General features: G+C 68.3%; 17 protein-coding genes. 7 read left to right on the top strand and 10 right to left on the bottom strand.

Features of this window, described 5'->3' with window-relative positions:
* Positions 1 to 8: 8 nt before the first annotated feature.
* From ABE463_RS10170 to ABE463_RS10130, 9 genes are all read right to left on the bottom strand, one after another.
* Positions 9 to 1,841 (bottom strand): hypothetical protein, encoded by a 1,833-nt coding sequence (locus tag ABE463_RS10170; protein ID WP_346468074.1) that lies wholly within the window; start codon positions 1,839 to 1,841, stop codon positions 9 to 11.
* Positions 1,838 to 4,003 carry a hypothetical protein gene (locus ABE463_RS10165; RefSeq protein ID WP_346468073.1) on the bottom strand — a complete coding sequence of 722 codons (2,166 nt, stop codon included), beginning with the start codon at positions 4,001 to 4,003 and terminating at the stop codon, positions 1,838 to 1,840. The genes ABE463_RS10170 and ABE463_RS10165 overlap by 4 nt, the downstream gene beginning before the upstream one ends.
* Positions 4,000 to 5,118, bottom strand: coding sequence for a BatA domain-containing protein (locus ABE463_RS10160; RefSeq protein WP_346468072.1), 1,119 nt, complete (start codon positions 5,116 to 5,118; stop codon positions 4,000 to 4,002). The genes ABE463_RS10165 and ABE463_RS10160 overlap by 4 nt, the downstream gene beginning before the upstream one ends.
* Positions 5,115 to 6,011 (bottom strand): DUF58 domain-containing protein, encoded by an 897-nt coding sequence (locus ABE463_RS10155; protein WP_346468071.1) that lies wholly within the window; start codon positions 6,009 to 6,011, stop codon positions 5,115 to 5,117. The genes ABE463_RS10160 and ABE463_RS10155 overlap by 4 nt, the downstream gene beginning before the upstream one ends.
* A gap of 10 nt (positions 6,012 to 6,021) precedes the next feature.
* Positions 6,022 to 7,005 carry a MoxR family ATPase gene (locus ABE463_RS10150; RefSeq protein WP_346468070.1) on the bottom strand — a complete coding sequence of 328 codons (984 nt, stop codon included), beginning with the start codon at positions 7,003 to 7,005 and terminating at the stop codon, positions 6,022 to 6,024.
* Between the two features lie 63 nt (positions 7,006 to 7,068).
* Complete coding sequence (locus tag ABE463_RS10145) at positions 7,069 to 7,770, bottom strand: DUF4159 domain-containing protein (protein ID WP_346468069.1); 702 nt, start codon at positions 7,768 to 7,770, stop codon at positions 7,069 to 7,071.
* Between the two features lie 67 nt (positions 7,771 to 7,837).
* A complete protein-coding gene (locus ABE463_RS10140) occupies positions 7,838 to 9,172 on the bottom strand; it encodes a TldD/PmbA family protein (RefSeq protein ID WP_259260625.1) in 1,335 nt (444 codons plus the stop codon).
* A gap of 20 nt (positions 9,173 to 9,192) precedes the next feature.
* Positions 9,193 to 10,827, bottom strand: a complete 1,635-nt coding sequence (locus tag ABE463_RS10135) for a TldD/PmbA family protein (protein ID WP_121043958.1) — start codon at positions 10,825 to 10,827, stop codon at positions 9,193 to 9,195.
* A 132-nt stretch (positions 10,828 to 10,959) separates the two neighbouring features.
* The gene (locus ABE463_RS10130) at positions 10,960 to 12,588 is read right to left on the bottom strand and encodes a TldD/PmbA family protein (RefSeq protein ID WP_346468068.1); all 1,629 of its coding nucleotides are present in this window, start codon (positions 12,586 to 12,588) and stop codon (positions 10,960 to 10,962) included.
* 144 nt (positions 12,589 to 12,732) lie between these two features.
* On the opposite strand from ABE463_RS10130, the gene ABE463_RS10125 reads away from it, so the two are divergent.
* The 3 genes from ABE463_RS10125 to ABE463_RS10115 all read left to right on the top strand — a co-directional run bounded on the left by ABE463_RS10125 (position 12,733) and on the right by ABE463_RS10115 (position 15,115).
* On the top strand, positions 12,733 to 13,356 hold the full coding sequence (locus ABE463_RS10125; RefSeq protein ID WP_346468067.1) for a DUF938 domain-containing protein: 624 nt from the start codon (positions 12,733 to 12,735) through the stop codon (positions 13,354 to 13,356).
* Between the two features lie 92 nt (positions 13,357 to 13,448).
* Positions 13,449 to 14,087, top strand: coding sequence for a tetratricopeptide repeat protein (locus tag ABE463_RS10120; protein WP_346468066.1), 639 nt, complete (start codon positions 13,449 to 13,451; stop codon positions 14,085 to 14,087).
* A 110-nt stretch (positions 14,088 to 14,197) separates the two neighbouring features.
* Positions 14,198 to 15,115 carry an AEC family transporter gene (locus ABE463_RS10115; RefSeq protein ID WP_346468065.1) on the top strand — a complete coding sequence of 306 codons (918 nt, stop codon included), beginning with the start codon at positions 14,198 to 14,200 and terminating at the stop codon, positions 15,113 to 15,115.
* Between the two features lie 10 nt (positions 15,116 to 15,125).
* On the opposite strand, the gene ABE463_RS10110 is transcribed toward ABE463_RS10115, so the two are convergent.
* A complete protein-coding gene (locus ABE463_RS10110) occupies positions 15,126 to 16,610 on the bottom strand; it encodes an AAA family ATPase (protein WP_259260619.1) in 1,485 nt (494 codons plus the stop codon).
* Between the two features lie 132 nt (positions 16,611 to 16,742).
* Between ABE463_RS10110 and ABE463_RS10105 the strand changes: the two genes are divergently transcribed.
* Genes ABE463_RS10105 through ABE463_RS10090 form a run of 4 tightly spaced genes read left to right on the top strand, consistent with a single transcriptional unit; the run spans position 16,743 to position 20,507 of the window.
* On the top strand, positions 16,743 to 17,375 hold the full coding sequence (locus ABE463_RS10105; RefSeq protein WP_123731026.1) for a ParA family protein: 633 nt from the start codon (positions 16,743 to 16,745) through the stop codon (positions 17,373 to 17,375).
* Positions 17,376 to 17,388: 13 nt separating this feature from the next.
* Positions 17,389 to 17,865, top strand: coding sequence for a histidine phosphatase family protein (locus ABE463_RS10100; protein ID WP_123731027.1), 477 nt, complete (start codon positions 17,389 to 17,391; stop codon positions 17,863 to 17,865).
* Between the two features lie 42 nt (positions 17,866 to 17,907).
* Positions 17,908 to 18,465 carry a YceI family protein gene (locus ABE463_RS10095; RefSeq protein ID WP_259260786.1) on the top strand — a complete coding sequence of 186 codons (558 nt, stop codon included), beginning with the start codon at positions 17,908 to 17,910 and terminating at the stop codon, positions 18,463 to 18,465.
* Entirely contained in the window at positions 18,462 to 20,507 is a 2,046-nt protein-coding gene (locus ABE463_RS10090) for a phospholipase D-like domain-containing protein (protein ID WP_346468064.1), read from the top strand. Before ABE463_RS10095 ends, ABE463_RS10090 begins: the two co-directional genes overlap by 4 nt.
* Positions 20,508 to 20,515: the final 8 nt, after the last annotated feature.

Genomic DNA, 20,515 nt, shown 5'->3' with positions numbered 1-20,515 from the left:
TTGAGGTATCAACGTACCGGGGCTGCCACCCGTCGCCGCTCCACCCACCACAACAGTCCTGCCGCCAGCACGAAGGCGAGCAGCCACGGCCACCGTGCGCCCGGCGTCCCGACCACGCCAGCCGATGCGGCGGCGGCGCCGATGGCCAGGCGCTGGGCAGTCGCGTCGCGCAGCTGCTGCCGATACAGCGGTCGAGCGCTGGCCGGATCGAAAACGTAGAACGCGTGGCGGCCTTCGCCCTGCTGCAGCTGATGCCAGCCCGGCTGGTTCGGCCAGTAGCCGGCGCAGTGTTCGGCACCGCTGGCCGGGTCAACCCGAAGCAGGATCAGTGTGCCATCCGGCGCGCGCACCTGTGCCGACTCCCGAAGCTGACACAGTGCCACGCGCTCGCCGGCCCAGGGGGTGGTGGTCTCGATGCGTGGTGCATCCGCGGCGGGAAGCGGGCGCGCCACGCTGGCCAGCACGCCGCTCCACAGCTCGGCGTGGCGATCGTCGCGGCCGGCCAGCACCAGCCGATAGCTGTCGGTGATGGGCAGCAGTGCAATGCGGCCACGCCCGAGGGCGCGATAGCCACCGATTGCCATGCCCTTGTCATCGTGCAGCAGGGGTGTCACATCGCTGATCTTCAGGCCCAGCTGCTCCAACACCGGTAGCGCGGCCTGGTGCGAGGCGGTGTCGGCCTCCTCGATGTAGGCGGTGGTGTCCGATGCGGGTCGTTGTGGGCCACGACGTGCCTGCAGCAACGCGGCGTCGACATCGGCCGGCAGTGACAGGGGCCCCGCTTGGTTGCCGCCGGTGACGGCCAGTCCCCAACTACGCAGCGTCTGGCGGGCGCTGTCGCCGAGCGGGCCGCCGGTGCGGACGAGCACGCCCAACCCGTTGCGGACCGCCTGCTGCAGCGTGCTGCGCTGCGTGGCCGACAGCGCGGCCAGACTGCGCTCATCCAGCAGCACCACATCGGCCTGCGCCACCGTGGCTGCCGTGAGCGCGATCGGTGCATCGCCGAGTGATACCCCACCGCCGGCGTTGGCCTGCGCCTGCACGCGCAGCCCGGCATCGGTGGCCCACCGGCGCAGGTACTTCAACTCCGGGCCGGGTGCGCCGGCCAGTATCAGCAGGCGGGTCGCTGCGGCGGCGGCGGTGTCCACGGGCACGGCAAGCGTATCGATCACATGCTGTTCGGCGTCGAGCAGCCGCAGGCCAAATACGCTCTGTCCGGCGACGCGGGCCACACCGCTGAGTTGCATCTTCCCTTCGGCATCTGGCGTAGACCTGTCGATGACCACACCGGCAGGATCCACCAGCTCGGCGCGTGCGTTCGGCATGCCCTGCGCACGCGCGCTGACGGTGAACACCGCACCGGGCGCCGTGACCGGCGGCGGCTGCAGTGCGATCCAGCCCTGTGGTGCGCTGGGCAATTCGATGCGCACGCCACGGGGCAGCGCGGCATCGCGATCGCGGGCCGACAGGCCATCGCCGATCAGCCGAAGGGAGGTGGGACCCGGATGTTGGCGCAACACGGTGGCCAGATCGGGTGCTGCGAGGGCGTCTGCTACCTTCGTCGCTTCCGGCAGCGCGACCACGGTCTCGCCCGGCGCCGCCGACCAGCGCACCTGATCGGCCGCGCCAGCCAGCACGGTCAGCTGTCCACCGGCCACGCGCTGCATCGGTGGCACCAGGGTCAGGTAGAGCAGCACGGTCACCACGGCCTGCAACAACAGCAGGGTGGCGAACACGCCGCTTGCCCGCGCCGGTCCACGCCACTGCTGCCAGCACAGACGCGCGCTGCTCAGCAGCAGCACGGCAAGCAGCGCGAACAGGATCCAGCGCGGGTCGCTCACGGTGTCGCCTCCAGTGCATCGAGGTAGCGCTGACCCATGGCGTCGGGTGCGCTGCGCCGGGGGACCTGCGGCAGCGGGCGTAGCAGGGCACGCCACAGCTGCGCGCGCAGGGCCTGATGGCAGTCGGCGCAGTCGGGGGTGATGCGCAGTGTTTCAATGGCGGCGGCCAGGCTCAGCGGGTCCGGCAGGCGTGCTTCATTGCGTCGGAGCCACAGGGTCAGCGCGTCCAGATCGGGGACGCTGGCAGGATCGGCCAGCTGCTGCCAGACCTGCACGATGGCCTGGTCGGGTGCCTCCAGCGCACGCAGTGGCAAGGTGCGGCTGGCCAGGTCGGCGCGATCGCCGCTCATGCGTCGGCTCTCGTCGATCGGCGGCAGTTCCGGGCCGACCCGCGCCAGGTAGATGCGCTCGGCCTGCTGCACTTCCTTGATGAAGCCCAGCGCCTTGTAAGCGTAGGGCAGGGCACGCTCGGGCTGGCCCTGGCGCAGCTCGCCCTCCGACGACCACATCTGGTCCAGCGCCGCCTTCAGCGTGGCGCGGGTCTTGGGATCGAGCAGGGTGGCGGCCTCGGCGTGGTCGTGGGTATGGCCATACTCGGACAGCACATCGGTGGCGCTGCCGAACACCGGTGCGCTGCCGTCGGTCGGCGCGCCGTGGTCGTGATCATCATGGCCGGCCTGCGCCTGGGCATGCTCACCATCGTGATCATGATCGTCATCGTGCGCGGCCGCCGGTGTGTCACTGGTCGGCAGGGCATCGCTGGTCGGCGGCGGCTTGGCCCCGCCTTCGCTTTCCTCGCCAAGGAACTGGCCATAGCGCAGGCGCAGGATGCGCTGGTCCACGCCGATCGCATCGGAACGCTTCACGAATTCCTCTGCCGGCAGCTGGCGACGCTGTTTGATCAGGGCTTCAGCGTCGATGATGATCTGGCGCTGGCTGCGGAAATACGCTGGCAGGGTCTTCTTGACCATGCCCTCCATGTCGGTGCCCTGGATCTCCGCGGCGCTGGGCAGGCGCAGGATCACGCTGCTGCTCTGGGCGCTCTGCGCAGTGGGTGTGTGGGTGTCACGCACGGTCAGCTGCGCGATCACGTCGTTGCCTTCGGTGGCGCCCAGCGCGGCCAGGTCCAGCGTGCGCGCGAAACGCCGCTGCGTCGCCGGTCCGGTGCCGGTCAGGCCGAACGTCTGCTCGCGGAAGGTGATGTTCTCGCCGCTGCCCTGGGCCAACGTGACCTTCAACTGCGCGGTGGCGACCACACCATAGTCGTCGGTAGCCTCGAACTGCAGCGGCCACTGACGTTGGCCGGGCGTACCCAGCACGAGACTGCGGTCGGGCGCGATCACGCGCACCACAGGCGGGCGATCGGGCACCACATCGAGCCGGTACAGGCGGGTGTCGCGCAGGGCAGGCTCGGTGACCACGCGATACAGCGCCGGACGCGTGGCAGTCCACTGCGCGGTCCATTGCTCGCCGTCACGCGCCAGCGCGATGCGCTGGCCATCGTGGAACTGCAGGGTCGCGGTCTGCGGCTGCGCTGAGAAACGCAGTGACCAGTGCAGGCGGCTGTCCTGCGGGACCTTGCCGTCCAGCGCGCTCTGCACACGCGCGGCCTGCCCGGTGTAGGCCGGGGCGGTGATCTCCAGCCGGGCGGAACGCAGCTGCGGTGGTTGCGCAGGTGTGGCCGGCGGTGCCGCCCTGCCCGGGAACAGTGGCGCCGCGTTCTGGCCGCGTGGCCAGCCCAGCGCAAGCGCGATCATCACCACCGACGTGATCACCGAGGCCAGCACCCACCGGCCCGGCCAGCGCGGCCGCAGTTCGGGCATGCGCGACTGCAGGGCGGCGGCGACATGTACGCGCTGCCGCTGCTGCAACGGGTTCAATGCCGCCGGTATGGCAAACAGCAGGTCGGCACTGTCCTGCACGACCGGGTGGTCGTCCAACCGGCGGACCAGCCATTGGCGATCCAGACGACGTGCGCGCCAGGTTGCCACGCCGACGCTGATCAGCAACGTCAACAGCAGGACCACCGTAGCCGCGTTGAGGCCGGCCAGCCGCCACGCCACCGTGCTGATCGCCAACGCGACCGGCACCGCGAGCATGGTGGTGATCCACCACTGGCGCCGACGCGTGCGCTGCCAGGCGTCCTGGATGGCAGCGTTCATGCGCGTGCTCCGCGGCGCGGCGAGGTCGCCATCGCCCGTTCCAGCGCGAACAGCAGCACGATCAGCGCCAGCAGCCATGGGCTCAGCTCACGCGGTGCGGGAAGCGGTGCGACAGCCCCACGCAACGGTGACTGTGTGGCTGCAGGTGCGAGGGTGGGTGCGGCCGGTGCCGCGACGACCGCCAGCAATTGGCGCGGGAAGCCGGGATCGCGCAACGCCGGCAGCTCCGTCGGCGACAGCGCTGCGCTGAAGCGCAGCAGACGACCGCTGCCTTCCTGCCGTTGTTCCAGCACCACTGCACCCTCTGCATCGCGCAGGACGGGCATCCAGCCGGCCCCCGCAGCACCGGGCGTGACCAGCACACTGCCGCCCTGTTGCACCCACGTCTGCCAAGCGGTGGGCAATGGCCCAGTGGCAAGCCACACGCCGAGCTGGCCATCGTCCGGGGCGGTGCCCGCGGCGCGTGCAGGCGACAGGGGGTGGTTCGACCATGCGCGCTGGATCGCTGCCAGCACCCACTGCTCGGCGTCGGCGATGCCGGCGCCGACCTGCACCTCAGGAAGCGTCGCTGTGCGCGCGCTGGCCGGCGCCAACGGCACCGGCCGCCAGTTCACGGCACGCGACAGGCGCGGGCGCTCGCCATCCAGCCCGGGCATCGGGTCAGGCACGTACGCCGTCAGCGGTGCGCCGGCGGGCAGGCGCTGATCCAGCTCGCGCAGCAGGCTGGCCAGCGGTTGATGGGGCGCCGGTGCGCCGTCGGCCAGCGCAGGGAAGCCAGGCGCGAGCCATCGCCAGTCGCCTTCGGCATCCTGGCCACGCAGCGCCGCCCCGTCGAGACCGGGGGCGACCACCGTGACCGCGTGGGTATCGGCCGCGCCCCCGTGCAGCACCGGCCGCGCCAGCAGCAGGGCCAGCGCGGCAAGCAACAGCAACCGCACCAACAGCAGCGGCCACTCATCGAAGCGGATCTTCTGACGCGGCCGGATCCGGGCCTGCAGCCAGCGCAGCGCGGCGAAGTCGAGTGGCGCGTACTGGTGGCGCCGCGCCAGGTGGATCAGCAGCGGCACCAGCCAGGCCGCCAGTGCCATCAGCCCGAGTGGATACAGCAGGCTCACGCGCCGCCTCCCGCACCAAGCAGCGCACGCAGCGGCTGGTCCAGCGGCTGGTCGAGATAGCCGGTCGCATGCACGATGCCGCTGCTCTGCAGTCGCGCTTGCAACGCGCGCTGCGCGGTATCGAAACGGGCCAGGTATTCGGCACGGATCGCACGGCCGTCGCCCAGCAGCTCGTGGCCGGTCTCCGGATCGCGGAAGCGGTGGCCCTCGGTGAACGGGAAGTCGCGCTCTTCGGCGGTCAGCAGCTGCAGGTGCAGCACCTCGCGACGAGCGGTCGCCAGCCGTTCCAGCAGCACGATGCCGCCCTCGTCAAAACCGTCGCCCAGTGCGACCAGCAGGTCGCCGGCCTGCACCCGCTCCCAGACCGGGGCCAGCGAGGTCTCCGGCGGCCAGCCGCCATTCGCCTGCAGCTGGCGCAGCAGCAGGTGCACGCGGTCGCGATGGCGCGGGCCGTGCCCAGCGGGGACCAATTGCACGCCCTCGCCGCTGATGGCGATCACACCGAAGCGGTCGCCCTGCTGCAGGGCCAATTCCACCAGACAGGCGGTGGTCGCGCAGGCGTGGTCCAGCCGCGACCAGTCCGGTCGCGCACGGTCGCGCTGGCCCGCCGAGGCGGTCGCATCGATCAGCACCCACGCCGTGATCGGGCTCTCGCGCTCGGATTCGCGTACAAAGAACCGGTCCGAGCGCGCGTAGAGCTTCCAGTCGATCTGGCGCAGCTCATCCCCGGGTTCGTAGGCACGGTACTGCGCGAACTCCAGCCCGGCACCGCGGCTGCGGCTGGCGTGCTGGCCGATCCCGTGCGCACCGCGCGCGCGGCGTGGCAGCAGCCGCAGCGCCTTGAGGCGGCTGCGGACATCGGCGGGGATCGCGATCGGTGCGTTGCGGCTCACGGCGTGTGGATCACCCCGGGAACGGCACGGCCTGCAGCAGCGCGGCGACCACGTCGTCGGCGCTCTTCTGCTCGGCTTCGGCGGCGAACGACAGCAGCAGCCGGTGACGCATCACCGGCGCGGCCAGCGCCTGCACGTCCTCGCGGGTGGCCGCGAAACGACCCTGCAGCAGCGCGCGCGCCTTGGCCGCCAACACCAGCGACTGCCCGGCGCGTGGGCCGGCGCCCCACTTGATCCACTGGTTCACCGCCGCCGGTGCGTCGCTGCCCGGGCGGCTGGCCCGCACCAGGCGCGTGATCCAGGTGAGGACGTCTTCGCTGATGTGGACCTCGCGCACGTCAGCCTGCAGCGCCAAGACCTCGTCAGCCTCCATCACCTTGGGGACGCTGCCACTGGCGCTGCCGGTGGTCTGCAGCAGGATGTCGCGCTCTTCCTGCTCGGTGGGGTAGTCCACCCGTACGTGCAGCAGGAAGCGGTCGAGCTGGGCTTCCGGCAGTGGGTAGGTGCCGGCCTGTTCGATCGGGTTCTGCGTGGCCAGCACGAAGAACGGTGCGGGCAGCGTATAGGTGGTGCCGGCGTAGCTGACGGTGCGCTCCTGCATCGCCTCCAGCAGTGCGGCCTGGGTCTTGGGCGGGGTGCGGTTGAGCTCGTCGGCCAGCAGCAGGTTCGTGAAGATCGGGCCCTTCTGGAACCGGAAGTGGCGGTGCCCGGTGCCGTGGTCTTCTTCCAGCAGCTCGGTGCCGAGGATGTCGCTGGGCATCAGGTCAGGCGTGAACTGCACGCGCCGGAACTGCAGCTCCAGCGCCTGCCCGAGCGAGCGCACCAGCAGGGTCTTGCCCAGCCCGGGCGCGCCTTCGAGCAGGCAGTGGCCACCGGCCAGCAGGCCGATCAGCAGCTGCTCCACCACCGCGTGCTGGCCGACCACGGCCTGGGCCAGCGCGCCGCGCAGCTGCTGCAGTTTGGGAAGAAGGGCATCAAGGCGGTCGGTCGTCATAAGGCACTCGCAGAAAATCGGTGTAGAGCCACGCCATGCGTGGCTGAAAATGCAGGAAGGAACCTAACTGTTCAACGCATACATGATGATGTTGACCGCGAAGCGGGTGTTGTCTTCGGCCAGGAAGCGCTTGTTGCGCCAGTCGTAGTCCCACTCGCACCCGTAATCCTTGTTGCTGTAGAGCACGCCCAGGCGGCCGTCGATCTGGATGCCCTTGAGGTAATCGTGGACCAGATCATCGCCCCAGCCATTGAGCTCGAACCCGGTGGCTGGCGGGCCCTCGGGGAAGCGGAAGAAACTGCGGTACAGCGCGTGGGTGTTGGGCAGCTTGGTCAGTGCCTTGGGCCCGAACAGCTTGGCCATCTGTGCTTCGAAGGACTTCGCGAACAGACCATCGATATCGTGGTTGCAGTCATCGACGAACACGAAGCCGCCGTTGCGCACGTAACGCACGAAGTTCTGCCGCTCGGCGGCATTGAACTCGACCAGCTTGTGCCCGGCCAGGTAGCAGAACGGCGCCTCCAGCATGCGCGGATCGGACAGTGCGATCACATGTTCTGTCGGGTCCACGCGCAGGGAGGTGTAATCGATCAGCGAGGTGATCACGTTGGATGGCATGCGCGCATCCACGTCCCAGTCGCCGGAGTCGTACTTGAGGCGGGTGAACCAGAAGTCATATCGCGCGGCCTGGGCGCGCACCGGCGCGGGCAATGCGGCGAAGGCGGCACTGCCCAGCATCAGGCGCAGGAACTGTGCGCGGTTCATCGCCACGCACGTTCCCGGGCGTCACCGGTCAGACGAAGAGACGGCCAGTGGCCGTCACGACCGTTCATCAGACCGCGTCGGACAACGAGGTGAAGGTGAAATCGCGCAGCTTCATCGGCGGAATCATCATCACCAGGCTGGACTCGTCACCGGCCACACGCACCGGCTTGCCCAGTTCTTCGATGTTGTTGAGCATGATCACCGGCGACTCGTTGAAGCGGAAGTTCTTCACCGGGTGCTTGATCTGGCCGTTTTCGATGTAGAAGGTGCCATCGCGGGTCAGGCCGGTCAGCAGCACGGTCTGCGGATCGACCATGCGGATGTACCAGGTGCGCGTGACCAGGATGCCCTTCTGGGTGCCCCGGACCAGCTCGGCGGTGCTCTTGTCGCCACCGGCCATCAGCAGGTTGCCCGGCCGCGCGTTGGCGGTCTTGCCCTGCTTCTGCGCCCAGAAACGCGAGTAGTTGAGGTTGGCGATCTTGCCATCCTTGATGATGTCCAGCTTCTCGCGCGGCTGACCTTCGTTGTCCCACGGCAGCACGGCCGCGTCCGGGTGCCACGGGTCGGCCACCATGGTCACGCGCGGGTCGTAGACCTGTTCGCCCAGCTTGTTGCCACCGCCCTTCCTGGAAAGGAAGCTGCGGCCTTCATCGGCCGAGCGCGCATCGAAGAAGTTCATCATGAAGCTGATCAGGCCGGCCGCGGCTGCCGGCTCCAGGATCACCGTGTACTTGCCCGGCTCCAAGGCCTTGGCTTCGGCCGATTCGGTGGCCTTGCGCATGGCGATGCGGATGTCCTGGTCGGCCTTGAAATCGGCGGCATCCTTGAGGTTGCGGCCGACCCAGCCCGAGCCGCGGCCGTCTTCGGTGCGCACGGTGCAGGTGTAATCGAAGTTGGTGCCGCGCTGGTAACCGAAGTTGCCGTTGCTGTTGGCGGTGGCCTGGAAGCTCTGGCCGTCCTCCAGGAAGCCGGCGGCGATCAGGCCGTTGCCGCGGCAGGGCGCGATCGAGTCGGCGGCGACCTTGGCGCGGAACGCCGGGTCGATCGCCGCGGTGGATTCGCTGAAGGTCGGGCTGGACCGGTAGGTCTGCTTGCCGATCGCCGGCAGGAACTCCGGGTTCTCCGGGGCCAGGCGGGCCAGATCTTCGGCACGGCGCACCACGCGTTCCAGCGCGGCGTCGTCGAACTCGTTGATCGAGGCGGTGCCGACCCGCTTGCCGAAGGCGACCGTGACGGCCAGTTCGGTGTTGTCGACGATGCCGCTGGTGGAGACGTTGTTGAGCGCGAAACGGATGTTGCCGTCGATCGAGCCGGCCAGCACGGCAGTGCACTCATCGGCCTTGGAGAGCGCGATGACCTTGTCGAGGATGGCCTTGGCCTGGGCTTCGGTGAAGATACTCATGGATTGGGGCTCCTGACCGGTCAGCCGAGGCTGCGCGCGGTGTTGATGACGTTGATGCCGTTGAAGCGCGCGGTGGACGAACCGTGCGAGACCGCCGAGACCTGGCCGGGCTGGCCCTTGCCGTCGAAGAACGAACCGCCCAGGCGGTAGTCGCTTTCATCGGCCACGGCGGTACAGGCGTTCCAGAACTCCGGCGTGCGGATCTGGTAGGCCACGTCCTCGAGCATGCGGGTGATCTGGCCGTTCTTGATTTCATAGAACAGCTGGCCACCGAACTGCGCGTTGTAGCGCTGCTGATCGATGGAGAACGAGCCGTCGCCGATGATGTAGATGCCGTTCTCGACATCCTTGATCATGTCGGCCACGCTCAGTTTGGTCTTGCCCGGCGCCATCGAGACATTGGCCATGCGCTGGAACTGCACGCTGGACCAGGAATCGGCATAGCAGCAGCCGTCGGACTCGGTCTTGCCCAGGATATGGGCCTGGTCGCGGATGGTCTGGTAATCCACCAGTTTGCCTTCGCTGATCAGGTCCCAGCGCTTGGTCTTGACGCCCTCATCGTCGTAGCCGACCGCACCGAGGCTGCCCGGCTGGGTCTTGTCGGCGAAGATGTTGACCTTGTCGCTGCCGTACTGGAAATGCTGCTCGCGCTTGTCCAGCGTGGCGAAGCTGGTGCCGGCGTAGTTGGCTTCGTAGCCGAGCACGCGGTCCAGTTCCAGCGGGTGGCCGACCGACTCGTGGATGGTCAGCCAGGTGTGCGAGGGATCCAGGATCAGGTCGTACTTGCCCGGCTTCACCGACGGTGCCTTGAGCTTCTCCTGCGCCTGCTTGGCCGCGGCGATCGCATCGGCCTTCATGTCATAGGAGTTGCGGTAGTTGACCACGCCGTTGGGCGAGACCGCCTTGCCGGTGCCGACGCCATCAAGGTACTCGTAGCCCAGGCCCATCGGCGAGGACAGCCCCGAGCGGGTGCGGAACTTGCCGGTGCTCTTGTCGATCGCGGTGACCGTCATCGGTGCCCAGATGCGGTGCACGTCCTGGTCGATGTAGGAGCCATCGGTGGAGGCGAAGTACTTCTGCTCGTTGACCAGGAACAGCATCGAGTTGACGAAGCTGGCGCCGGCGCCCATCGCGCCTGCATTGACGTCCAGCAGCAGCTCGACCTTCTCCTTGATCGGCACGTCCATCGCGTTCTTGCGGATCGGCGTGCGCCAGGACACCTCACCCACGCCGGGTGCGGCGGCCAGCTGCACCGGGGCGGTCTGCACGCCGGCGTTGGCCTTGGCGATCGCGGCGGCCTGCTGCGCGGCACGCGCCACATCGGTGGTGCCCAGCTGGTTGGTGGCGGCAAAGCCCCAGGCGCCGTTGACGATCACGCGGATGCCCACACCGGTCGATTCGGTGTTCACCACGTTCTGGACCTTGTCCTCGCGGGTGATCACGTACTGGCGCAGGTAGCGGCCGATACGCACATCGCAGTAGGTCGCACCGGCCTGGCGCGCGGCGGCCAGGGCGGCATCGGCCAAGCGCTTTTTCAGCGCCGGATCGAGTGCGCTCTGCAGTTGTTCGGCGGCAATGACCTTGCCGAAGAACGACGGCACGATCAGTCCGCCAGCGGTAAGCCCGGTCAGGGCGAGAAAGTCACGTCTTTGCAAGGCAGCTCTCCACGTCGGTGTGGGGGTGGCAGGGAAACAGCGACATCAGGGCGACCGCCGCGGCGGCACAGCCGATTCTTGCGGCCGTACGGGCGCCGCGGTAGTGACATTCGGCACGGAGTGGGAACAGGCTCATCCCAGGCTGCGTGCGGTGTTGATGATGTTGATGCCATCAAAGCGCGTGGTCGATGAGCCATGCGAGACCGCCGAGACCTGGCCCGGCTGGCCCTTGCCATCGAAGAACGAACCGCCGAAGCGGAAATCGCGCTCGTCGCAGATCGCGCTGCAGGCATTCCAGAACTCCGGCGTCCGGATCTGGTAGGCGGCGTCCTCGACCATGCCGGTGATCTCACCGTTCTTGATCTGGTAGTACAGCTGGCCGCCGAACTGCGCGTTGAAGCGCTGCTGGTCGATTGAATAGGAGCCACGGCCGTGGATGTAGATGCCGTTCTCCACGTTATTGATCATGTCGGCCACGCTCAGCGGGGTCCTGCCCGGCGCCAGCGACACGTTGGCCATGCGCTGGAACTGCACGCTGGACCACGAATCGGCGTAGCTGCAGCCGTGACTCTCCTTCTCGCCAAGGAGATGCACCTCGTCGCGGGTCGCCTGGTAGTTGACCAGGATGCCGTCCTTGACCAGGTCCCAGCGCTTGGTCTTCACGCCTTCGTCGTCGTAGCCCACCGCGCCCAGGCTGCCCGGAGCGGTCTTGTCGGCGAAGAAGTTGACGATGTCGCTGCCCCAGCGGAAGCCCGCATCGCGCTTGTCCAGCGTGGCGAAACTGGTGCCGGCGTAGTTGGCCTCGTAACCGAGCACGCGGTCCAGCTCCAGCGGGTGGCCGACGTTCTCATGGATGGTCAGGAACAGGTTGGACGGGTCCAGCACCAGATCGTACTTGCCCGGCTTCACCGACGGCGCATTGAGCTTTTCGCGGGCCTGCCGGGCCGCGGCGATCGCATCTTCCACCGGGTCATAGGAGTCGCGGTAGGCCACCACGCCACCGGGCAGCGCGATCTTGCCGCGCGCCTCGCCATCCAGGAACTCGTAGCCCATGCCCATCGGCGAGGACAGCCCGGCGCGGGTGCGGAACTTGCCGCTGGCCTTGTCGATCGCGGTGGCGGTGAAGGGCAGCCAGATGCGGTGTACGTCCTGGTCGATGAAGGAGCCGTCGCTGGAGGCGAAGAACTTCTGCTCGTTGACCAGGAACAGGGTGGAGTTGATGAAGTCGGCGCCTGCATTGAGCGCGGCTGCGTTCAGCGACAGCAGCATGTCGAGCTTGTCCTTGATCGGCACCGCCATCGCGTTCTTGCGGATCGGGGTCTTCCAGCTCACATCGCCCACCCCGGTGACCGGGGCCAGCTGCACGGGACGGGTCTGGATGCCGGCGTTGGCGCGGGCGATTGCCGCGGCCTGTTCGACGGTGGCCAGCACCGCGGCCGGGGTCTGCAGATGGGTCGCGGCAAAGCCCCACGCGCCGTTGACGATCACCCGGATGCCGATGCCTGAGGACTCGCTGTTGGTGACGTTCTGGACGTTGGCCTCGCGGGTGATGACCGCCTGGTTGAGATAGCGGCCGATGCGGACATCGCAGTAACTGGCGCCGGCGCGCTTGGCGGCGGCGAGCGCAGCCTCGGCCAGTGCCTTCTGGCGGCCGACATCGCCCGGTTCGAGCAGTTGCTCGGCGGCGATCAGCCGACCGTGCGGCAGTACCAGGCCAGCCAGGCCCATTCCAGACAGCGCTAGGAACTCACGACGTTGCACAGCTCACATCCCCCAAGGACGGCCGACGGCGCGAGGGCCGGCGGCGTTGGACAAGCCTTCGACTTTCAACGCCATGACAGGGTGGCACAAGTGACTGCGGTCATGGTTGGATGGACATCGATTCCCTGCCGATGTGACATTCCCATGAGTGAGATGCGCTGGTCCGAGGCCTGTGAGCGCAACCGCGCACCGATCCTGGCGGTGCTGCAGCGCCACCTTGCCCCGCGCGAGCGGGTGCTGGAGATCGGCAGTGGCACCGGCCAGCACGCGGAGCACTTCGCGCGGGCACTGCCGCACCTGCAGTGGCAGGCGAGCGACCATCCGGATCATCTGCCCGGAATCGCCGCGCGGCTGCAGGCCGCCGGCCTGCCCAACACCCCGGCGCCGTGGCCCTTGCAGGCGGTGCTGTCGCCGACGCCGGGGCTGGGGCCGTTGCCCGCCGCGCCGCTGGCGTTCGATGCGGTGTTCAGTGCCAACACGCTGCACATCATGAGCTGGGCGCATGTCCAGGCATTGTTCGCCGGGTTGCCGGCGCTCATGGCCGCCGATGCGCTGCTGTGTGTGTACGGCCCCTTCAACGAGCAGGGGACCTTCAGCAGCGAGAGCAACCGCCAGTTCGATGGCTGGCTGAAAGCACGCGATCCGGCCTCGGGCATCCGCGATGCCGACGCGGTGGATGCGCTGGCGGCCGGGGTGGGCCTGGTGCTGATCGAGGATGCCGCGATGCCGGCCAACAACCGGCTGCGGGTCTGGCGGCGCACCCGCTAGGCCCGACCGTTGGTCGGCGGCGCTTGGTGCCGGGCGCGCGCTGCGGTTAGGATCAGGAGGGGAGGTTGTTGTGACAACCTGGGGGAGTTTGCATGGCAGTTGCAAGACAGATGCTGGCCAGCCTGGCGCTGGCCGTAGGGGCTTGTGTGTTCAACGCGTCGGCGCAATCGCTGCCGGCGGTGCAGGAGTTCTACTTCGACAACGACGCGGCCGCCACGCCGATGGTCGCGGTGGCGGGCAGCAGTGGGGACCTGGTCGACCAGCTGATGAAGCAGCGCGAGCGCGGCCGCAAGACGCTGGAGGCGACCGTGCAGTTGGCGGGTGTGGCGATCGCGCAGGGGCGGCCGGAACTGGGGCGCAGCCTGTACGAGCAGGCGACGACGGCGGCGACGGCCACCTCGGTGCAGGGCCGTTCGGTCCGCTGGAACTACGGCTGGGACCTGTTCCGGCTGGGCGAGCCCGAGGCGGCGCTGGCGCACTGGTCGGCGGCCCAAGGCGGGCTGCGTGGCAACCCGTCGTGGGTGCCACCTACGTATGCCCTGGCCTTGTGGACGCTGGGCCGCAAGAATGAAGCGGTGCAGTGGTATGCAGCGGCGGTACGCACCGAGCCGCAACAGTGGAGCGGAACGGACCGCTACGCCGCCCTGTTGCCGGGCTGGCGCGACAGCGAACGCAGTACGCTCGCCGAGATCCAGCAGGCGTGGGCGGAAAAGCCGCCGGCCTGGCCGTGATCGCGCGGGCCTGCCCGGGTAAGCGGGCAGGCCCGGCCCATGCCGCGAAAGGGCCACGCTTCGACCATCGTCGGGGCGGCGGTGGCGGCCGAGTGGGCTAGGCTGTCGCGATGGCCTTCGATGCATTCGCGCTGATCCTGACCATGCTCGGCCTGGGCATGGCCTTCTCGCGCCTGCGCGCGCTGCCGGACAACACCGCCGATGTGCTCAACCGCATCGTGCTGTACGTGTGCCTGCCGGCGGCGGTGCTGATCTACGTCCCCCGGCTGCATCTGGATGTCAGCCTGATCGGGCTGGTCGCCACGCCGTGGCTGTTGATGCTGTGCACGCTCGCTGCGGTGAGCCTGGCCACACGCGTCTTCGGCTTCGCCCGCGATGTGCATGCCGTGCTGTTGATCTGCGTGGCGCTGGCCAACTCCAGCTTCATCGGTTACCCGATGGTGCGCGCGCTGCTCGGTGATCATGCGCTGCCCTATGCGGTGGTCTACGACCAGTTCGGCACCTTCGTGCTGCTGTCCACGTTCGGCCTGTATGTGATCGCGCGCTACAGCGGTGACACCCCGCCTACCGCCACGCAGATCCTGCTGCGGATCGCGAAGTTCCCGCCGCTGTGGGCGTTGCTGTTCGCGCTGACCCTGATGCCTGAGCAGCCGCCGCGCTGGATCGGCACCGGGCTGAAGCAGCTCGCCGATGCGATGCTGCCCCTGGTGATGCTGGCGGTGGGGTTCTCCATCCAGCTGCGCCTGCCACGGGATGAGCTCACGCCGCTGGGCGTCGGGTTGCTGCTGAAGCTGCTGGTGATGCCGGCGCTGGCGCTGCCCATCTCGTGGGCGTTCGGGTTGCAGGGCGCGATGCTGCAGGCCAATGTGCTGGAGTCGGCGATGCCGACCATGATCACCGCCGCCGCGCTGGCGATGTCACATCGCCTCGCCCCGCGCCTGGCGGCCGCGCTGGTTGGCTACGGCATCCTGCTGTCGCTGGTGACGCTGCCGGCGTGGGTGTGGGTGTTGCACCGCCTGGCGGGATGACGCGCGCGGATCATTCGTCCGCGCTGACGGTGCGCCCGCGCGCCCACTCACGCAGCGCGGTGACCTGTTCGGCCATCAGCACCGACAACGGCCGGCTGCTGCGGATCTCCTGCATCAGCAGGTCGGTATCCAGCACGCGCGACTCGGCATGCGCGGCATACAGCCCGGAGACCACCGCCTGCTCGATCTCCGCACCCGAGAAGCCATCCGCCGCCGCCGCCAACGCCGGCAGCGCGAAGTCGTCGGCGTTGAGCTGGCGCTTGCCCAGGTGCAGGCGCAGCAGCTCCACCCGGGTGTTGGCATCGGGCAGATCGACGAAGAAGATCTCGTCGAAGCGGCCCTTGCGCAGCAGCTCGGCCGGCAGTTCATGCACCTGGTTGGCGGTGGCGACGATGAACACGGTGCTCTTGCGCTCGGCCAGCCAGGTCAGCAGGTGGCCCAGCACGCGGCGCGACACGCCGCCGTCTTCGCCGCCACTGGCCAGGCCTTTCTCGATCTCATCGATCCACAGCACGCAGGGGGCCAGCTGCTCGGCCGAGGCGAGTGCGTCGCGCAGGTTCTTCTCGGTCTCACCGTGGTACTTGTCGTACAGGCTGCCGAAATCCAGCCGCAGCAGCGGCACGCCAAATCCGGCCGCGGTCGCCTTGGCCAGCATCGATTTGCCACAGCCCTGCACGCCGAGCAGCAGCATGCCCTTGGGCGGGTCCAGGCCGGCCGGGCCGGCACCGCCCAGGAACACCGGGCGACGCTGGTTGACCCAGCGCTTGAGCCGGTTGGCGCCAGCCACGTCGGCAAAGCGGGTGGTGTCGTATTCGAAGTGCAGGTGGCCGGCGCGGTTGAGCAGCTCGAACTTGAGCCGGGCCAGCTGCGGCAGGTCGTCCTGGCTGAGCGCGCCGTCGGCGAAGATCAGCTGCCGCGCGATCCGCCGTGCATCGACCAGGCTCAGCCCTCGCAGGTTGTGCAGGATCTTCTGCACGGCCTCGTTGTCCACTTCCACGCGCCGCCCGCCGTTCTCGCGCGCATAGGCTTCGGCTTCCTCGCGCAGCATCTTCAACAGGGCATTGAGGTCGGGCAGGCGCGGGTTGAACCGGGTGGCCAGCGCTTCCAGCTCGGCAGGCAGCTCGACCTTGGCCCCGATCAGCACCAGCACGTGGGCCTCGCAATGCCGCCGCTGGATCAGATCGCGCAGCGCGCGCTGGTGGCTGGCATAGCCCAGGTACGGGTGAAAATCGAGCAGCAGGTAGATGCCGCGCTGCTCGGCCTGGCGGATCATCTGCAGGGCCGCGCTGGCATCGGGTGGACCGACCGGGTCGTCCTCGCGGTCCATGTCGATCCGGCGCAGGCCCTCGGTGATCGACCAGCGGTGCAGGGCCCGCCAGACATGCATCAGGGTCTGGCGGAACAGCTCCACCACGCGGCCTTCATCCTGGGTCTCGATGATGATCAGCGGGGTGTTGGCGCGGATCAACGCGCTCAGGTCCTGTAGTTCGCTCATGCCGGCGGTCAATCCCTTGGAACCATCCACGATAGCAAAGCCGCGGCCGCCGGTTCTGGTTCAGCGCTGCGACTATCTCCGTCACAGGCGCCGGTGTAGGCTGCGGGAACGTTTCCCGGAAGCGAGGCTTGCATGAAGACGATCCTGGTGGCCGGTTCCAAGGGCGGGGTGGGCAAGACCACCGTCGCCACCCACCTGGCGGCGCATTCGGCATTGGCAGGCAAACGGACCGTGCTGGCCGATGCCGATCCACAAGGCTCCAGCACCCGCTGGGCGCAACGCCGTTCGGTTCTGGAAAGCGCCGTGCTACCGATCGACGTGTACCGCAAAAAGAGCTGGGAGCGACTGGTTCCCGAGGGCACCGACGAGGTCATCATCGATGCCCCGGCCGGTGCGATGGCCGACGACATTCCCCATTTCCTGGACGCGGCCGACGCCGTCGTGGTGCCGGTGCTGCCCTCCGCGCTGGACATCGAAGCCATCGTCGGCTTCCTCAACAGCCTGTCCAAAGTCCCCCGCGTACATAACCGCCGCCTGCCGGTCGGCCTGGTGCTCAACCGCACCAAGCCCTGGACGCAGACCTCGCAGCAGGCGATACAGATGTTGGCCGAATGGCCGTACGAGGTCGTCGCACAGTTGCGCGACAGCCAAAGCTATGTGGTGATGGTCGGGCTGGGCCGGAGTCTGTTCGACTACCGCTCGGCCCAGGTGCGCGAGCACCAGAGTGACTGGGAGCCGCTGTTGAAGTGGCTGAAGAACGCCTGACACGAGAGATCCCATGCGAGAACTGATACTGCTGCGTCACGCCCATGCCGAAGCCGCCAGCACCGGCCAGGCCGATCTGGACCGCCCGCTGTCGCCGGTCGGACTGGCCGAAGCCGAGGCCGCCGGCCGCTGGCTCAAGGAAAACAACCTGCTGCCCGACTGCGTGTTGTGCTCGCCGTCGCGGCGGACCCGCGAAACCCTCGAAGCCGTGCTGGGCATCACCGGCTTCGTCGAGAAGCGGCTGGAAGATGCCGTCTACGATGCCACCCCGGGCACCCTGATGGGGTTGATCGATGCGCGTCGCGATGTCGACCGCCTGCTGGTGGTCGGCCACAACCCCGGCCTGGAACAGTTGGTCGCCCTGATGAGTGAAGGCACCAGCAGCGACTACCGCGGCATGCCGCCCGGCGGGATCGCGGTGCTGGCGTTCGATCGTGATGCTGCCATCGAACCCGGTGTCGCCAGCCTGACCGCATTCTGGTGGCCATAACCCGTGTGGGCAGTCCGCGCGGCGTGGGTCGGGCTGCTGCTGATGGCAGGGGCGGCGCATGCCGCCCCGCCGTCGTCCGTACCGGCACCGACCAGCCATGCGCTGGCCTTCGACACGGCCAAGTCGCGCTTCGGGTTTGAGATCCGGACCCGGCTGGGGCAACGCATGGAGGGGGTATTCCCCCGCTTCGAAGGCAACATCGAGGTGCTCTCCGATGGTCGCCACCAGGTGCACCTGCGGATGTTCACCCGCTATGTCGAGATTCCCGGCAAACCCCGCTACACCGGCTGGATGCGGGGCGAGGAGTTCTTCGACTCGGCCCGCTATCCGGTGGTCGAGTTCGACTCGCTGCCCTACTGGCCGGAGGTGGTGGACAAGGGCGGTGCCATTGAAGGCCGCCTGATCCTGCGCGGGGTCAGCCACCCGGAGACCCTGCGGGTGGAACCGCCGGAGTGTGCCCGGGCCGGGTATGATTGCGACGTCGTCAGCCGCGGTACCGTCCAACGTGGCCGGTATGGAATGGACAGCTGGCAGCTTGCCTTGAGTGATCGAGTGACCTTTGTATTGCGTGCGCGTCTGAGCGAGGCGCCGAAACCGTGAATCCATTGCTGCGTCTGTTGGTGCTGGCAACCCTGTTGCTGGGCAGCGGCTGTGCCTCGCTGTCCAACGCCGAGCGCGACCGTGCCGCTGGCATCGCCGTGCAGGCGCGCTCGACCGTGGTTGACTGCACCCAGGCGGACCGCTGCGCGCTGGATTCACCCCTGCGTGCTTTGGGCGGCCGTGCGTTCGCCGAATCCCACGCCGGCCAGCCGCGCCACTACGCCACCATTCTGGACGAAGGCGAAGTCGCCCTCGTCGCGCGCTTGAACCTGATCCGCAGTGCCACGCGCAGCATCGACCTGCAGACCTATATCTTCGACAAGGACGACAGCGCCCGGCTGGTGCTGGACGAGCTGCAGGCGGCCGCTCGCCGCGGGGTCAAGGTCCGGCTGCTGATCGACCAGCTCTCGGCGATCTCCGATCTGGAAATCCTCGGGGCCCTGTCCGGCAGCCATGCGAACTTCGAGCTGCGCGTCTACAACCCCACGTTCGGCAAGGCGCGCCTGAACTACTTCGATTACGCCGCCAGCGTGGTCTGTTGTTTCCGCCGCTTCAACCAGCGCATGCACAACAAGCTGCTGGTGGTGGACGATGCGCTCGGCGTGGTCGGCGGACGCAACTACCAGGACGACTATTACGACTGGGACAGCGAATACAACTTCCGCGACCGCGACGTGATCGTGGCCGGCCCGGAAGTGCGCGAGATGGCCGCCAACTTCGATGCGTTCTGGCGCGCGCCGCGCAGCGTGCCAGCCGAACGCCTCAATGACGTTGGCCGCACCCTGCTGCGCCAGGGCGTCCCGCCCATGCCGCCGGCCGACGTCCGGCGGCCGGAGCGACTCGAACGGGTCAGCGAAGAGGCCAACGACCCCGACTACGTCCGCCGCACCTTCGTCGATACCGCCCTGCCGGTGGCCTCGGTGCAGTACGTAGCGGATCTGCCGCGCAAGCACCGCCGCGAACGGGCCAGCCAGCCGGCCAACGGCCAGCACGTGACCGAGCCGCAGCTGGATTCGCTGATTGCCAGCGCGCAGACCGAGGTGCTGCTGCAGACCCCGTACCTGGTGCTGTCCAAGCCGGCCCAGCGCCTGTTCCGCGACCTGCGCAAACGCGAACATGCACCGCGTGTGGTGGTGTCCACCAACAGCCTGGCGGCCACCGACAACCCGATCGTCTACGCGCTGTCCTACAAGTACAAACGCCGCAACCTGCGCGAGCTGGGTTTCAACGTTTACGAGTTCAAGCCGTTCCCGCTGGATGCGCCGGTGGACTACCGCAACCTGTTGCCCGCGCCGCTGGGCACCGAAGCATCGTCTTCGCCGGGCCGGCGCAGCAGCCTGCTGGGCGGCAGTGCGGCCGGCAGCAATGCGCGCAGCAGCGGCAGCGACAGCCGCCGCGATGACGCCGCCGGCAGCGATCCACGCGTCACCCGCCAGCCCACGCCGGGCCCCTCCGCGCGGCGGCGCATGGATGGCAGCGTGGTCGAGCGCCGCGTGCTGCGTGCTGAAACCCGCCCCTCTTTCCTCGGTACCAAGGCGGTCAACAAGCCGCTGCCGGTCACCCGCACGGGCGCGCGCATGGGCCTGCATGCCAAATCGCTGGTGGTGGACCGTCGCATCGGGGTGATCGGGACGCACAACTTCGACCCGCGCAGCGAGAACTACAACACCGAGGGCGCGGTGATCATCGATGACCCGGTGTTCGCCGAGGCGCTGGCACAGAGCATCCTGCGCGACATCCACCCGCAGAACTCATGGGTGGTGGCGCCGCGCGCCAAGCCGCCGGTGCTGTCCGGATTGAACTACAGCGTCGGCAAGGCCTCCGAAGCGTTGCCCGTGCTCGATTTCTGGCCATGGCGCTACGCCACCGATTACGAATTCCAGTCGGGCCCGGCGTGCCCCGAGCCGCTGCGGCGGCAGGACCCGGCGTTCCACACCTGCTACGTCGCGGTGGGCGACTTCCCCGAGGTGAATGTCGGGCCGAAGTGGTTGCTGGTGCGCATGCTGACCGCCTTCGGTGCCGGGCTGGTTCCGATTCTGTAATCCTCCAC

It is taken from the genome of Stenotrophomonas sp. TWI819, from assembly GCF_039673075.1.
Classification (GTDB): Bacteria; Pseudomonadota; Gammaproteobacteria; order Xanthomonadales; family Xanthomonadaceae; genus Stenotrophomonas; species Stenotrophomonas rhizophila_B.
The sequence above is the reverse complement of the archived record's forward strand: the minus strand, read 5'-3'. Positions and strand labels throughout refer to the sequence as shown.